A 14,632-nucleotide genomic window follows, 5' to 3' on the forward strand; every position below is an offset into this window, starting at 1 on the left:
GGCTAATCGTAGGCTGGGTTTATGACGTACTGCTACACAGCTGCCGAAATTCGCGCCGCGGAACAGCCCTATCTGGACGCACAAACGCGTGACGACGAACTCATGCGCCACGCAGCCGCCGCTGTGTCGGAGGTGGCGGAGCGGATGCTCTCAGAGGCATCTCCGGAGCCTGGTCGCGGTCGCGTGCTGCTGTTGGTTGGATCGGGAGGCAATGGTGGCGATGCACTCTATGCTGGCCGAAACTTGTCCTCGGATGGGCATGGCGTGGATGCGGTTTTGCTGGGCTCGAAGCCGCATGAACGGGCGCTGAAAGCTTTTGAACTCGCAGGTGGGCGGGTGCTGCCGTTGGGGTGTGACCGGGAGACGGATTTATCGAAGATTCTGTGGTCGATTAGTGAAGACTACGCATTGATCATCGACGGCATCGTGGGGCTCGGAGGTCACGGCGCGCTGCGTGAAGAGGCCGCGTGGTTGGTGCGCGAAGCGCGGTTGGGCAAAGTTCCCATTCTCGCGGTTGATGTGCCGAGCGGCGTAGAAGCCGATACTGGGCGTACTTTTGACCCGCCTGCCCAGACCATCAATCCAGACCCTGATTTGGAGGAGGGACAGAACCCGTACCTGCCATCCCACGTCGAGGCCACGACAACGGTGACTTTCGGCGGTCTGCGCTACGCGCACTCGCTGTCCGAGGCCTGTGGTGAGGTCGAATTACATGAAATCTCCCTCGACTCCTTCTCCCTCGAACTTCCAGGACTGGGGCAGACGCTCTATGAAAACGGTACCTATAATGCCGTCCACCACCAGACTCCGACCGTGGAGTTCTACGAAGCCCTAGGCGGGAGCTTTCCGGCACCACTTGGCGCGATGACCCCGCTCGAACCCGGTGCTGCAGACCACAAGTACTCCACTGGAGTTACAGGAATCGCCGCCGGTAGCGAGGCGTATCCCGGCGCAGGTCAGCTGTGCGCCACCGCTGCCGTGCATGCGACCAGTCCCGCGGTCATCTATGTCAGCGACGCGGCCGCACGTAACCGCATCACCGCAGCCTTGCCGACGGTCATTGCGCAGCAGGACTCGGTGGATCGCAAAGAGGTACGCGTCGATGCCTGGGTCGTCGGTCCCGGTCGGGGCACTGATGAGAAAGCCGCCGAGGAACTGCGAGACATTCTGGCCACTGACAAACCAGTGGTCATCGACGCTGACGCACTGACACTGCTGTCGAAGCATGAGGACATCCGACAGCTCGTTCGTGAGCGCGGCCAGGAGCGCAACCTGCGCACTGTTCTCACTCCGCACGCCGGCGAATTTGAGCGTCTTACCGGGCGTGAGGTCACTAACGCCATCGCAGATGCGCGTGAACTTGCCGAGCAGTTCTCCTCCGAAGTGCTGCTCAAGGGGCGCCGCACTGTGATTGCCAATCCGACAACGCAGCGCACAGTCGTGATTGACGCGGGTAGCTCATGGGCAGCCACGCCGGGCTCTGGTGATGTACTGTCCGGGCTCCTCGGCGCCTGGGTAGCGCGTGGCGAAGCCCTCTATCTACCAGCAATTATTCATGCGCGCGCCGCGTTTTTGGCCGCGCAGACAGAGTTCGGACCAGCACCCTGCAGCGCCCAGGACATCGCCGAATCCATCCGAGATGCCACCGCATGGTTCACCAACGAAGGCAGCAGTGGCAAAATACGGCTATGACTTCCTCGGCACCAGCCATCCTGACTCATACCGTTAATCTCGACGCAATCACCCACAATGTGAAGACCGTCAAGGCCATCGCAGGGGTGTCGGAATTCATGGCCGTCGTCAAGGCGGACGGCTACTCGCAGGGTGCACTGCAGACCGCGCGTGCCGCACTGGACGGCGGCGCAACACAGCTCGGCGTCGCAACAATCGACGAGGCGCTCTCCCTCCGCGAGGAACTCCGCGCCACGCTTGACGACGGCCACGCCATCCCCATCCTTGCCTGGATCTGGGACGCAGCGGCCACCTCATTGGTGCAGCGAGCTGTGGCTGCAGATATTGACCTCGGTCTGCCGTCGATGGCTCATGCGCTGGCCGTGGCCAATGCCGGGCGGGCGCTGTCGGTGACACCACGTGTGACGGTGATGGTCGATACGGGTTTGGGCCGCTCGGGATTCTCTATGGCCAATGGGGACTTTGAGCATGCGGTCGCTCAGCTGGTCGAGCTGCACAAGACCGGTGCTCTGAACGTCACCGGTGCTTTCACGCACTTTGCGTGCGCGGATGAGCCGGGCCACGAGAGCGTCGATAAGCAGGCACAGAATTTCCGTGCTGCGATTGCGGCACTGCGTGAGGCGGGGCTGGACGAGCTGATTAACCATGCGGCGAATTCGCCGGCATCGTTGTCGCGTCCGGACCTGGCCTTCGACATGGTGCGCCCGGGTCTGGCGATTTATGGTGGGGAGCCAATTGTGGGTGCCACCCATGGGTTGCGTCCGGCGATGCGGTGGGAAGCGTCGGTCATATTGGTCAAAAAGCTACCGGAGGGGCAGTCGGTGTCCTACGGCCAGACGTGGACAGCTGACCGCGACACCACCATCGGCATCGTGCCCTGCGGCTACGCCGACGGTATGATGCGCTCGGCCTCCGGGCATTTCGAGGTCAGTATCAATGGCACACGCTACCCGCAGGTAGGACGGGTGTGTATGGATCAATTCGTCGTCGACCTGGGGCCCGACACCGATGTCGAGGCCGGCGACACTGCGGTTATCGTTGGTGATCCCGCACTGGGGGAGCCCGGTCTCGATGACCTCGCGGAGGCATCCGGCACCATTAACTATGAAATCCTCACCGCGCCGAAGGGGCGTAGCGAGCGAAAGTGGGTGCGCAGCCGGCTCGCGCCAACCGCAGAGGACATGCGTGACCTCGGCGAGGAGATTGGCCGGGAGTTGGCAGCTGGGGATCTGGTGATTCTCGATGGCCCACTCGGCGCGGGCAAAACGACCCTCACGCAGGGCATCGCCCGCGGCATGAATGTGCGCGGTCGCGTGACGTCGCCGACGTTCACAATCGCCCGCGAGCACCGTCCGCTTGCAACCGACGGTGTCACCCTCATCCACGTCGACGCCTATCGACTCTTCGGCGAAGAGGGACCCGGCTCCGATGGCGAGGCCTTCGATGCGCTGGACTCGCTCGATTTGGACACCGACCTTGAGGACAGCGTCGTGGTCGCCGAGTGGGGAATGGGGCTCGCCGAGGTGCTCTCCGAGCGCTATCTACAGGTGAGTATCGATCGTTCGCGTGACGACGATGCCCGCGTCGTCACCTGGAAGTGGAGCAAGTAGCTTCAAGTCGGTTCAAGTAGGTTACTGAGTATGAACATTTTGGCCGTTGACACATCGACTCCACAGGTCACCGCGGGAATTGTCCGCGATGGTGAAACCGTGGCTGAAAAGCTGCACCTGGATGCCCGTGCGCACAACGAGGTGCTGGTGCCGCTGATTCAGCAGTGCCTCACTGACAGTGGGGTGGCGGCAACCGAGCTAGATGCCGTGGTTGTCGGCTGTGGGCCGGGGCCGTTTACGGGCTTGCGCGTTGGTATGGCTACCGCAGCCTCCTTCGCCGACGCTCTGGGAATTCCCTGCTACGGCATCTGCAGCCTGGATTCGCTTGCGGGTGGGGTTGGCGATGAACTGGTCGTCACCGATGCCCGCCGCCGCGAGGTGTACTTCGCCGCCTACCGCGATGGCCAGCGGGTTTTCGGCCCGGCAGTGGCCAAGCCAGCCGACGTCATGGAGCTGCTCAAGGAAGAACTTGTAGCAGAAGTCGCCGATTTCGCGCCGAGCCAGGCCCGCGGCAGTCTCAGCCATATCGAGCAAATTGCCGGGCTTGAGGTTGCTGCCGAACAAGTCTTTCCCACTCCGACAGCCATGGTTGAAGCGGTCGACTTTGACTCCGCGCCGGGCCCACTGGTGCCGCTGTACTTGCGCCGTCCGGATGCCGTTGTCCCGAAGGCTATGAGATGAGCGTCGTCAAGCTAGTGCGTCTCGGGCCTCCTGCGGCCAAGGCGTGTGCGGCGATTGAGGCGGAGCTATTTGCCGGCGACGATCCCTGGTCGGAATCGGCCTTTATGGCCGAGCTGGCCGCGCCGAACAATTTCTACGTCGGGCTGATTGCAGATGTAGACGAGGACGAAGAACTGTGCGGCTATGCGGGGATTACCAAGCTGGGGCCTGCGGGTGCCGCCGAGTACGAGATTCACACCATCGGGGTGGGGAAGAAGTGGCAGCGCCGGGGCTTTGGGACGCAGCTGATGGACGCGCTGATGGCAGCTGTGGCGGAGGATTCGGGCCCGGTGTTTTTGGAAGTTCGCACAGATAACGAACCCGCAATCGCCATGTATCGGCGCTATGGCTTCGAAAATATGGGGCTGCGAAAGAACTATTATCCGGGCTCTGGGGCGGATGCGTACACGATGTGTCGGCCTGAGTTGGCCAGCTAGATGTTGACGTATTGACTAATCTGCGTTAAACCAGGCACATGGCTAAAACCTTTGCAAAACAGCTCGTAGAAACCCTAGAGAAGCAGGGTGTCAAGCGAATCTTCGGACTCGTTGGAGATAGTTTGAACCCCATTGTCGACGCTGTGCGCGAGTCCTCCATTGAGTGGGTGCACGTTCGCAACGAAGAGGCTGCCGCCTTCGCCGCCGGCGCGGAGTCCCTGGTCACCGGCGAATTAGCAGTGTGTGCGGCCTCCTGTGGCCCGGGTAATACCCACCTCATTCAGGGCCTGTATGACTCCCACCGCAACGGCGCAAAGGTGCTGGCGCTGGCATCGCACATTCCTTCCCGCCAGATTGGCTCGAACTTCTTCCAGGAGACCCATCCGGAGTTCATCTTCAACGAGTGCTCCGGTTACTGCGAGATGGTCAACTCCGCTGAGCAGGGTGGCGTCGTTTTGCATCACGCTATCCAGTCGACCATGACTGGCCACGGTGTTTCCGTGCTGGTTCTGCCGGGCGACATTACAACGCATGAAGTGGAAAATGATGAGTTCGTCACCTCCACTATCAGCAGCGGTCGCCCAGTCGTATTCCCTGACGCCGGCCAGGCCGCCGCGCTTGCCGACGCAATCAACGAGGCTAAAACCGTCACGCTTTTCTGTGGCGCAGGTGTGAAGGACGCCCGCGAACAGGTGCTCAAGCTTGCGGAGAAGATTAAGTCGCCGGTGGGACATGCGCTGGGTGGCAAGATGTACATCCAGTACGACAACCCCTATGACGTCGGCATGTCCGGCCTGCTGGGCTACGGCGCCTGCCACGATGCCTCCAACGATGCTGATCTGTTGATTCTGCTCGGTACTGACTTCCCGTACAACGACTTCCTGCCGACCAAGAACGTCGCCCAGGTCGATATCGATGGTCGTGCCATCGGTCGTCGTACCACGGTGAAGTACCCAGTCGTCGGCGATGTGGCTGCCACGATTGAAACCATCCTGCCGCACCTGGATGAAAAGACTGACCGTTCCTTCCTGGACAAGCAGCTGCGGAACCACGAGCGCCTGCTCAGCCACGTCATCGAGGCATACACCCACGACGTTGAGAACATGCGACCGATTCACCCGGAGTATGTGGCCGACCTGATTGATAAGTACGCCGATGACGATGCCGTCTTCACCGTGGATACCGGCATGGGCAATGTCTGGGCTGCACGCTACGTCACGCCGAATGGCAAGCGAGAGCAGATTGGTTCTTTCCGTCACGGCACTATGGCCAATGCACTTTCGCAGGCCATTGGTGTGCAGGCTGCTGACCGGGACCGTCAGGTCATTACCTTCAATGGTGACGGTGGCCTGTCAATGCTGCTCGGTGAGCTCATCACCGTGAAGCAGGAGCAGCTGCCCATCAAGATGTTTGTGTTCAACAACTCCTCGCTCGGCATGGTCAAGCTGGAAATGCTGGTTCAGGGGCTGCCGGAGCACGAGACCGACCACGACGCAGTGGACTACGCCGGAGTCGCAGAGTCGTTGGGTATCAAGGCCATCCGAATTGAAGATCCGGCCGATGCGCCTCGCCTGATTCAAGAGGCGCTGGCATACGACGGTCCGGTGCTGGTGGATATGATCACCGACCCGAATGCCCTGTCCATCCCGGCAAACATCACCTGGGACATGCTGATGGGATTCTCCAAGGCCGCTACTCGCACCGTCTTCGGCGGCGGCGTTGGTCAGATGATCAACATGGCACGGTCGAACCTCCGCAACATCCCGCGGCCATAGTGGGGGTAGCGCTCTCGAGATGCGGGAGCGGGTGCGGTGCGGTACCTCTGTTTCCATGATTAAAGGTTTTCTGGTGAACCCTGACCTGACGCATCGCATCGTCGAATTTGAGTTGGAGGCCGCTGCTACATTCCTCGGCGGAGTTTCCTCCGACCGTGTTTCGGTGGCGTTTCAGGAAGACGGCGCCGATTACGCCGCTCTCTACAACCCGACGGCCAAGGCTGAGGGCGCTGAACCGAATCCGGTCGCGTCCCTCGGCCGCAATGAGGCTGCTACGGGCAACTCGGCTTTCTTTACCGACCCCACCACCGCAATTTGCGGAACGGTCGTATTTGTCGACGCCGAGGGCAAGGATATCGGCGACGAGGAAATCGAGCGTATTAAGCACGGTATGCGCGCCGTGCGCCACTACCGCGATGACTACCCAGAGGAATACGCTCTCTGGCGTGCCGCTGTGCGGAACCTCGGTCGCCTCGAAATTTAAACTCGGTCGCTGGTAAGCGACCCGGTGGTGCGCTAGTACCATGACTGCTATGACCGAGTTGACCCTGCTGGCAATCGAGAGTTCCTGCGATGAGACTGGCGCTGCAGTGATGCGTGTGCGCTACGACGACACCGACACCAGCACCCCCGCCATTCCCGAGGTGGAAGTGCTTGCCGACGTCGTCGCATCCTCCATGGAGCAGCACGCCCGCTTCGGTGGTGTGGTCCCGGAGATTGCTTCCCGCGCTCATTTGGAAGCCTTGCAGCCAGTAGTCTCCGAGGCGCGCGCGCAAGCAGCTGCCAAGCTCGGTATCGATACTTTTATCCCAGATGCCGTCGCCGCTACCGTGGGGCCCGGTCTCGCCGGTGCGCTGCTGGTCGGTTCGGCAGGCGCGAAGGCTTATGCCGCCGCCTGGGGTGTGCCTTTCTACGGCATTAATCACCTTGGTGGCCACGTTGCTGTCGGAGCTCTCGATGGCGCAGATCTATCCAACGCAGTGGCGCTGCTAGTTTCCGGCGGGCACACGCAGCTGCTGCGCGTACAGGGGGTTGGTCGTCCGATGGGGGAGCTCGGATCGACGCTTGACGACGCGGCCGGAGAGGCATACGACAAGGTTTCGAGGTTGCTCGGATTGGGTTACCCGGGCGGCCCGATTATCGATAAGTTGGCTAAGCAGGGTAACCGCAAGGCCATCGCGTTTCCTCGCGCCATGATGCGCCAGCAGGATGCGCGCCATGACTTCTCCTTCTCCGGCTTGAAAACCGCCGTGGCCCGCTATGTCGAGGCGGCGGAGAAGGAAGGTCGTGAATACTCCGTAGAGGACGTCTGTGCTTCCTTCCAGGAGGCGGTCTGCGATGTATTGACCAAGAAGGCCGTTCGCGCAGCTCAGGATGTGGGGGCCACTACGCTGCTGCTCGGTGGTGGTGTGGCTGCGAACTCGAGGTTGCGTGAACTCGCAGCGGCGCGAGCTACCTCGGCGGGAATTACGCTGCACGTGCCACCGATTAAGTTGTGCACCGACAACGGTGTCATGATTGGCGCAGCTGCCGCCTACCTCATTGCCGCGGGGGTCAAGCCCTCTGGCTACGCCTGCCCGACCGACCCATCGATGCCAGTGGAAGATCCTGTAATGCAATAAGCAGTGATTGCCCCTCGGATCCATGTTAAGTTTCGTTAACTGACTTTGACTTGTTTCTGTGCCATGGATCGCAGGACAATTACAGGAAAGCGCTTGCCCAAAAATGAGTAAAGACTACAGCGAGTGGGAACTTCAGCCATCCGATAATTCGCATAATCAGACTGAGCTGTTTGCGCCGCAGGGCGAACTGCAAGTACCGCAAGCACCGCAAGTTGAACATCAGCGCGGTCGTGCTGGGGGAGTGCTATGGGCAGTCATCGCTCTGCTGCTTGTGGTGATCGTCGCTGTAGCAGTGGTGCTTTACCTAGTTGTGAGTGGTCGAGGTGAGCAATGGTTTGGTGCAGGTGCCAAGGATGAAGTAGCGCCGAAGCTCACTGTTACTGCGACTGCGACGGAGACCGTGAAGGTGAAGTCGCCGGAGAAAACCAAGACGAGGGAAACCACGAGTACGGCTGCGCCCGATTATCCGATTAGTGGGGATTGCGAGGCGTCGGCGTTCCCGACTACGGAGGAAAACTTTACGATCGTCGCCTGTGACGGATGGTGGGCGCTGGGTGGGCGCGCAAACAGTGGTGGACTGGCGGTTTACCAATGGGACGAAGGTGCCTGGCAAAGGAGGGAGCCAGACAGTAACTACACAACCGGTTCTGGTGGTCCGTGCTTTAGCGATGAGTACATCAAGGAACACGGAATGACGGTTACTGCGTTCGGTCGTATGGCGTGTAACCCCGACAAGCTGACCAATTAGCATTAGCGCTCACTATTGTTGAGTGTTAGCACTTGCAGGGGTAGAGTGCTAACGAAGGTTGTTTGACACACAGTTGTTCACCCGCGACGACGGCTGTGCACGGCAGACCAACCGGCACAAGAACATCACATCACCGCATGTATGGAGGAATTCATCGTGGCGAACGTCAACATCAAGCCGCTGGAGGACCGCGTCCTCGTCCAGATCAACGAAGCAGAGACCACCACGGCATCTGGCCTGGTTATCCCGGACTCCGCTAAGGAGAAGCCGCAGGAGGCTACCGTTATCGCAGTTGGTCCGGGTCGTTGGGCCGATGACGATGACCGCATTCCTATGGACGTCAAGGAGGGTGACATCGTCATCTTCTCCAAGTACGGCGGCACTGAGCTGAAGTACCAGGGCGAAGAGTACCTGCTGCTGTCGCAGCGCGACATCCTGGCTGTTATCGAGAACTAAAGGGAGGACGTACCCACACATGGCGAAGCTTATTGCTTTTAACGAAGAGGCTCGCGAAGGCCTCAAGCGCGGTGTGGACACGCTTGCCGACGCAGTCAAGGTCACGCTTGGCCCGAAGGGTCGCAACGTTGTCCTGGACAAGGCCTTCGGCGGTCCGCTGGTCACCAATGATGGTGTGACCATCGCCCGCGACATCGACGTTGAGGATCCGTTTGAGAACCTCGGCGCGCAGTTGGTTAAGTCCGTTGCGGTCAAGACCAATGACGTTGCCGGTGACGGCACTACTACGGCCACGCTGCTGGCACAGGCGCTGGTCCACGAGGGTCTGCGCAACGTTGCAGCCGGCGCAAACCCGATTTCGCTGAACCGCGGTATTCACGCTGCATCCGACAAGGCGGTTGAGCTGCTGAAGCAGCGCGCCACCTCGGTCAGCAGCTCTGCTGCCATCGCACAGGTGGCAACCGTTTCCTCGCGCGACACTGAAATTGGTGACCTGGTTGCAGGTGCCATGGACAAGGTTGGCAAGGACGGCGTCGTCTCTGTGGAGGAGTCGCAGTCGATTGCCACCGAGCTGTCCGTGACCGAGGGCGTGTCCTTCAACAAGGGCTTCCTCTCGCCGTACTTCATTACCGACGTTGAGGCTCAGCAGGCAATTCTCGACGGTGCACAGGTGCTGCTGGTCCGCGAGAAGATTTCCTCCCTGCCGGAGTTCCTGCCGATTCTGGAGAAGATTGCCGAGTCCGGCAAGCCGACTCTGATCATGGCTGAGGATATCGAGGGCGAGGCTCTGTCCGCGCTGGTCATCAACGCTATGCGCAAGACCTTGAAGGTTGCCGCAGTGAAGGCACCGTACTTCGGTGACCGTCGTAAGGCGTTCATGGATGACCTGGCAGTTGTCACCGGTGCAACCGTCGTTACGGCTGACACTGGCATGCAGCTGAAGGACGTTGGACTTGAGGTGCTGGGTAACGCACGCCGCATCACCATTACCAAGGACGAGACCGTCCTAGTTGACGGTGCTGGCACCGCTGAGGCTGTGGAAGAGCGTCGTAACCAGATCCGTGCCGAGATTGAGCGCACTGACTCTGACTGGGATCGCGAGAAGCTGGAAGAGCGTCTGGCGAAGCTCTCTGGCGGTGTGGCTGTCATTAAGGTCGGCGCTGCTACCGAGACCGAGGTCAACGAGCGCAAGCTGCGTGTCGAGGATGCCATTAACGCTGCTCGTGCGGCAGCTCAGGAAGGTGTCATCGCCGGCGGCGGTTCCGTACTGGTGCAGATCTCCCGTGAACTCGAGGCATTCGCTGACGAGTTCGAGGGCGACGAGGCAGTCGGTGTCCGTGCAGTTGCCAAGGCTCTGACCCGTCCGGCTTTCTGGATTGCTGAGAATGCTGGTAAGGACGGTGCGGTCGTTGTCTACCACATTGGTGAGCTGGAGAACGGCAACGGCTACAACGCTGCTACTGACACTTACGAGAACCTGATTGAGTCCGGCGTCATTGACCCGGTCAAGGTCACTCACTCCGCAGTCGTCAACGCAACCTCCGTGGCGCGTATGCTGCTGACCACTGAGGCTTCCGTTGTGGATAAGCCGGAAGAGGAACCAGAGCACGATCACGCTCACTAATCGCAAGTGAGCTAGTGCCCGGGCCTTTGGCACGTAAAATGCTCCCCACCTTTCAATCTGAGGGTGGGGAGCATTTTGGTTTTTATGTGAACCGGCTGGAGTCCGAGAGAGGAGAGGGACTACATGGCAGTGACTAGAACGCGTTCAAGTTCGCGTTCACGTGCAGCCGGCTTAGCTCGAAGGATTTCATTTCGTTCAGATTCGCTGAGACCGCCCCAGACACCGTATGGCTCACCAACCTTGAGTGCGTGACTACGGCACTGCATAAGAACAGGGCAAGAACGGCAGATAGCCTTCGCACGGGCTTCACGCAGGCTGCGTGCGCGTCCGCGCTCGCCTTCCGGGTGGAAGAAGGTCGCGGAGTCCTGCCCGCGGCACGAGCCGTGCAGCTGCCAATCCCACAAATCCGCATTGGGCCCGGGCAAGTGGTCGATGTACGTCATCGGAATTGATGTCTCCTTCATTGAGCTTTCTTGAAGCAGTGAGCTCAAGTGTGGAGGCCAACAATGAACGGTTGGTAAACCTAAGGAGGCCAGCCGGGATACTACGCAAACAATTCCGTCAAACTCTTACCAAATTTTTAGAAACGGCCAGGTCGTCGAGAACGCAAACCGTCGACAAAGCCTGCGCAGTAGTCCCATGGGGCGTAACGGGAGGGGTCTGGATCGAATTGTGGCTCGTGAACCGGAGATGCCTGTCCAGACAGGAGCATCAGGTAGTGGTTTTCCAAAACCTCCCAGTTGTAAAAGTGCTCGTCACCGCAGTCCTCACACAACATACAGACGCCCAGTAATCCCTCTGGGCTCAAAGCGGTACGGAATAGGCGAACTGCGGCCAGATCTTCAAGAACCTCTCGACGTTCCTGGTCTGTCAGTGGAGCAAACGGCTCATCCGGCTCGAGAAAGCTTGCCGGGTCATTGGGATCTCCTTCGAACGGATCCCGCGGCATGGATGAGAAAAAGTTGTGGTTCACAACCACTACCGTAACAGCTCTGTACGGCAATCCTGTCGATTGGCGATGCACTTAGTTGGGGTTTAGTTCACCTTGGAATAACCCTCAGCTAGCTTTCGGCTAACCCTTGTCGGGCACCTGTCGCTCCGCCTAATTGTCGCGTTTCATCACTGAAGGACTACCCTGTATATAACGTTTGGCAACCACGAAGCGATAGCGCCCCTGGCCGGATGTCGGCAAGGGTGGAGCAGGAGGAGTCCATGACCAACCCCACGGGAATTAGCCTCGGCGGAGACAATCCCAACAAGATTCCACTAGTCGGCCTTACATTCGATGACGTCCTGCTGCTGCCGGATGCTTCGGACGTTATCCCCTCCGGCGTTGATACTTCGACGCAGCTCACTCGTGAGCTGCGTCTGAACATTCCGGTTGTGTCCGCTGCTATGGACACCGTCACCGAGGCCCGCATGGCTGTTGCCATGGCCCGCCAGGGCGGTATGGGTATCCTGCACCGCAACCTGTCTATCGAGGAGCAGGCTCAGCAGGTCGAGATTGTGAAGCGCTCTGAGGCTGGCATGGTGTCCGACCCGGTGACCTGTTCCCCGGATGACACCATCGCCGAGGTAGATGCCAAGTGCGCTCGTTACCGCATCTCGGGCCTGCCGGTCGTCGATAAGGACGGCAAGTTGGTCGGTATCTGCACCAACCGTGACATGCGTTTTGAGGCAGACCTGAACCGCAAGGTTTCCGAAATCATGACCCCGATGCCGCTGGTCGTGGCTGAGCAGGGTGTGTCTGGCGATGCGGCGCTGAACCTGCTGCGCGCTCACAAGGTGGAGAAGCTGCCGATTGTCGATGGCGAAGGCCGCCTGACTGGTCTGATTACCGTCAAGGACTTCGTCAAGAAGAATCAGTACCCGAATGCTTCCAAGGATGGTTCCGGCCGTCTGCTGGTCGGTGCTGGTATCGGTACCGGCGAGGACTCCTGGAAGCGCGCGCACGCATTGGCTGACGCAGGCGTAGACGTGCTCGTTGTTGATACCGCTCACGCCCACAACTCAGGTGTACTTGAGATGGTCTCCCGCGTTAAGAAGGAATTCGGCGAGAACATCCAGATTATCGGCGGCAACCTGGCTACCCGTGGCGCTGCACAGGCCATGATTGACGCGGGTGCAGATGCCATCAAGGTCGGTATCGGCCCAGGCTCGATTTGCACCACTCGCGTTGTCGCAGGTGTGGGCGCCCCGCAGATCACCGCCATCATGGAAGCCTCTGTCGCAGCTAAGAAGGCTGGCGTTCCGATTATCGCCGATGGCGGTATGCAGTTCTCCGGCGACATCGCCAAGGCTCTGGCAGCCGGTGCATCCTCCGTCATGCTCGGTTCGATGCTGGCCGGTACCGCTGAGGCTCCGGGTGAGGTCACCTTCGTCAACGGCAAGCAGTACAAGATGTACCGTGGCATGGGCTCGCTGGGTGCTATGCAGGGCCGTGGCCTGACCGGTGAGAAGCGATCCTACTCCAAGGACCGCTACTTCCAGGCTGATGTCAAGAGCGAAGAGAAGCTGGTTCCGGAAGGCATTGAGGGTCGTGTTCCGTTCCGCGGCAGTATCGACTCCATCGTTCACCAGCTGGTCGGTGGTCTGCGCGCAGCTATGGGCTACACCGGTTCCGCTACCGTCGAGCAGCTGCACGACGCACAGTTCGTCCAGATCACCGCTGCAGGCCTGCGCGAGTCGCACCCGCACGATATCCAGATGACGGTCGAAGCGCCGAACTACTACCAGCGCTAAACTGGCTTAGTCGAGTTAAATTCCACGGAAAGGGCATGTGAGGAAAGCTCATGCGCGACATCGTTGAAATCGGTATTGGCCGCGAGGCACGCCGGACCTACGAGTTGGACGATATTGCACTCGTTCCCACTCGGCGTACCCGGTCGTCCAAGGACGTCGATACCTCCTGGCGAATTGACGCCTACGATTTCGAACTCCCGATGATGATGCATCCGACAGATGCCATCGCCAGCCCGGAATCCGTCGCTGAGTTTGCTCGCCTGGGCGGTTTGGCGGTTCTCAACGCCGAGGGTATCTGGGCCCGTCACGCCGATGCGCAGGACAAGATCGCCGAGCTGGTGGAGTTGGCAAAGAATGCCGCCACCAAGCGTGAATCCGAGGCAGTGAACCGCAAGCTGCAGGAACTGCACTCTGCTCCAATTGATACTGACCTGTTGGTTGAGCGCATCAAGGAGATTCGCGCAACCGGCGCGATCACTGCAGTTCGTGTCTCCCCGCAGCATGCCCGTGAGCTGGCTCCGCTGGCTATCAAGGCCGGCATCGACTTGTTGGTTATCCAGGGCACGCTGATTTCCGCAGAGCATGTCACGGCTCAGGGTGAACCGTTAAACCTCAAGGACTTCATCGGCAGCCTGGACGTTCCAGTTATCGCCGGTGGCGTTGTCGACTACCAGACTGCGCTGCATCTGATGCGTTCAGGTGCCGCTGGTGTGATTGTCGGTACGGGCTTTACGACGTCCCCGGATGCGCTCGGTATCGATGTGCCAATGGCTACCGCTATTGCGGATGCTGCAGCTGCTCGTAAGGACTACCTCGATGAGACCGAGGGGCGCTACGTCCACATCATTGCCGATGGCGGCATTGATACCGTCGGTGACATTGCCAAGGCAATCGCCTGCGGTGCGGATGCTGTGGCACTGTCCAGTGTGCTGGCAACCGTCCACGAAGCTCCGGGGCAGGGCTACGCCTGGCCGTCTGTTGCGGCACACCCGAAGTACCCGCGCGGTGCGGTGTGGCCGGTCGTCGACGATGAGAAGGAATTGGTCAGCCTGGAAGAGGCTCTGTTTGGCCCTTCCGCTTCGCCGTTCGGTGACCGCAATCTCGCCGGTGGCCTGCGTCGCGCAATGGCAAAGTGCGGCTTTACCAACTTGAAGTCCTTCCACCGCGTTGAGCTGTCGGTACGTCCGAAGGGTTTTTAATTAAAGT

14 protein-coding genes are annotated in these 14,632 nt (G+C 60.0%); 12 read left to right on the forward strand and 2 right to left on the reverse strand.

Annotation, left to right across the window (positions count from 1 at the left end; genetic code table 11):
- The first annotated feature begins 21 nt into the window (after positions 1-21).
- The 10 genes from HMPREF2751_RS09690 (at position 22) to groL (ending at position 10,684) form a co-directional block, all read left to right on the forward strand.
- Complete coding sequence (locus HMPREF2751_RS09690; RefSeq protein WP_070595936.1) at positions 22-1,692, forward strand: NAD(P)H-hydrate dehydratase; 1,671 nt, start codon at positions 22-24, stop codon at positions 1,690-1,692.
- Complete coding sequence (gene alr / locus HMPREF2751_RS09695; protein ID WP_070595937.1) at positions 1,689-3,302, forward strand: alanine racemase; 1,614 nt, start codon at positions 1,689-1,691, stop codon at positions 3,300-3,302. Before HMPREF2751_RS09690 ends, alr begins: the two co-directional genes overlap by 4 nt.
- 30 nt (positions 3,303-3,332) lie before the next feature.
- Entirely contained in the window at positions 3,333-3,983 is a 651-nt protein-coding gene (gene tsaB, locus HMPREF2751_RS09700) for a tRNA (adenosine(37)-N6)-threonylcarbamoyltransferase complex dimerization subunit type 1 TsaB (RefSeq protein WP_070595938.1), read from the forward strand.
- The gene (rimI, locus tag HMPREF2751_RS09705; RefSeq protein WP_016422111.1) at positions 3,980-4,459 is read left to right on the forward strand and encodes a ribosomal protein S18-alanine N-acetyltransferase; all 480 of its coding nucleotides are present in this window, start codon (positions 3,980-3,982) and stop codon (positions 4,457-4,459) included. The genes tsaB and rimI overlap by 4 nt, the downstream gene beginning before the upstream one ends.
- A gap of 38 nt (positions 4,460-4,497) precedes the next feature.
- Positions 4,498-6,234, forward strand: a complete 1,737-nt coding sequence (locus HMPREF2751_RS09710) for a pyruvate dehydrogenase (RefSeq protein WP_016422112.1) — start codon at positions 4,498-4,500, stop codon at positions 6,232-6,234.
- 55 nt (positions 6,235-6,289) lie between these two features.
- On the forward strand, positions 6,290-6,718 hold the full coding sequence (locus HMPREF2751_RS09715) for a hypothetical protein (RefSeq protein WP_042388422.1): 429 nt from the start codon (positions 6,290-6,292) through the stop codon (positions 6,716-6,718).
- A 58-nt stretch (positions 6,719-6,776) separates the two neighbouring features.
- Positions 6,777-7,856, forward strand: a complete 1,080-nt coding sequence (tsaD, locus tag HMPREF2751_RS09720; RefSeq protein WP_070595976.1) for a tRNA (adenosine(37)-N6)-threonylcarbamoyltransferase complex transferase subunit TsaD — start codon at positions 6,777-6,779, stop codon at positions 7,854-7,856.
- Positions 7,857-7,959: 103 nt separating this feature from the next.
- The gene (locus HMPREF2751_RS09725) at positions 7,960-8,604 is read left to right on the forward strand and encodes a hypothetical protein (RefSeq protein ID WP_070595939.1); all 645 of its coding nucleotides are present in this window, start codon (positions 7,960-7,962) and stop codon (positions 8,602-8,604) included.
- A 156-nt stretch (positions 8,605-8,760) separates the two neighbouring features.
- Positions 8,761-9,060: a co-chaperone GroES gene (gene groES / locus HMPREF2751_RS09730; RefSeq protein ID WP_005510054.1), complete on the forward strand. Its 300-nt coding sequence runs from the start codon at positions 8,761-8,763 to the stop codon at positions 9,058-9,060.
- A 19-nt stretch (positions 9,061-9,079) separates the two neighbouring features.
- Positions 9,080-10,684: a chaperonin GroEL gene (groL, locus tag HMPREF2751_RS09735; RefSeq protein WP_070595940.1), complete on the forward strand. Its 1,605-nt coding sequence runs from the start codon at positions 9,080-9,082 to the stop codon at positions 10,682-10,684.
- 119 nt (positions 10,685-10,803) lie between these two features.
- Here the strand turns inward: groL and HMPREF2751_RS09740 are convergent, their stop codons facing one another.
- Positions 10,804-11,127, reverse strand: a complete 324-nt coding sequence (locus tag HMPREF2751_RS09740; RefSeq protein WP_016422117.1) for a WhiB family transcriptional regulator — start codon at positions 11,125-11,127, stop codon at positions 10,804-10,806.
- A gap of 137 nt (positions 11,128-11,264) precedes the next feature.
- A complete protein-coding gene (locus tag HMPREF2751_RS09745; RefSeq protein WP_038629374.1) occupies positions 11,265-11,633 on the reverse strand; it encodes a DUF5319 domain-containing protein in 369 nt (122 codons plus the stop codon).
- Between the two features lie 263 nt (positions 11,634-11,896).
- Between HMPREF2751_RS09745 and guaB the strand changes: the two genes are divergently transcribed.
- Together guaB and HMPREF2751_RS09755 are read left to right on the forward strand one after the other, a co-directional pair.
- Positions 11,897-13,426, forward strand: a complete 1,530-nt coding sequence (guaB, locus tag HMPREF2751_RS09750; protein ID WP_070595977.1) for an IMP dehydrogenase — start codon at positions 11,897-11,899, stop codon at positions 13,424-13,426.
- A 50-nt stretch (positions 13,427-13,476) separates the two neighbouring features.
- Positions 13,477-14,625, forward strand: a complete 1,149-nt coding sequence (locus HMPREF2751_RS09755) for a GuaB3 family IMP dehydrogenase-related protein (protein WP_016422120.1) — start codon at positions 13,477-13,479, stop codon at positions 14,623-14,625.
- Positions 14,626-14,632: the final 7 nt, after the last annotated feature.

This window comes from Corynebacterium sp. HMSC063G05 (genome assembly GCF_001810555.1).
Taxonomy (GTDB): Bacteria; Actinomycetota; Actinomycetes; order Mycobacteriales; family Mycobacteriaceae; genus Corynebacterium; species Corynebacterium jeikeium_D.

Excerpts from the sequence above, each read along its gene's own strand:
- tsaB (WP_070595938.1), top strand. The coding sequence starts at position 3,333 with ATGAACATTTTGGCCGTTGACACATCGACTCCACAGGTCACCGCGGGA.
- HMPREF2751_RS09745 (WP_038629374.1), bottom strand. The coding sequence starts at position 11,633 with ATGCCGCGGGATCCGTTCGAAGGAGATCCCAATGACCCGGCAAGCTTT.
- HMPREF2751_RS09740 (WP_016422117.1), bottom strand. The coding sequence starts at position 11,127 with ATGACGTACATCGACCACTTGCCCGGGCCCAATGCGGATTTGTGGGAT.
- alr (WP_070595937.1), top strand. The coding sequence starts at position 1,689 with ATGACTTCCTCGGCACCAGCCATCCTGACTCATACCGTTAATCTCGAC.
- HMPREF2751_RS09715 (WP_042388422.1), top strand. The coding sequence starts at position 6,290 with ATGATTAAAGGTTTTCTGGTGAACCCTGACCTGACGCATCGCATCGTC.
- HMPREF2751_RS09755 (WP_016422120.1), top strand. The coding sequence starts at position 13,477 with ATGCGCGACATCGTTGAAATCGGTATTGGCCGCGAGGCACGCCGGACC.
- HMPREF2751_RS09725 (WP_070595939.1), top strand. The coding sequence starts at position 7,960 with ATGAGTAAAGACTACAGCGAGTGGGAACTTCAGCCATCCGATAATTCG.
- HMPREF2751_RS09690 (WP_070595936.1), top strand. The coding sequence starts at position 22 with ATGACGTACTGCTACACAGCTGCCGAAATTCGCGCCGCGGAACAGCCC.
- rimI (WP_016422111.1), top strand. The coding sequence starts at position 3,980 with ATGAGCGTCGTCAAGCTAGTGCGTCTCGGGCCTCCTGCGGCCAAGGCG.
- guaB (WP_070595977.1), top strand. The coding sequence starts at position 11,897 with ATGACCAACCCCACGGGAATTAGCCTCGGCGGAGACAATCCCAACAAG.
- groL (WP_070595940.1), top strand. The coding sequence starts at position 9,080 with ATGGCGAAGCTTATTGCTTTTAACGAAGAGGCTCGCGAAGGCCTCAAG.
- HMPREF2751_RS09710 (WP_016422112.1), top strand. The coding sequence starts at position 4,498 with ATGGCTAAAACCTTTGCAAAACAGCTCGTAGAAACCCTAGAGAAGCAG.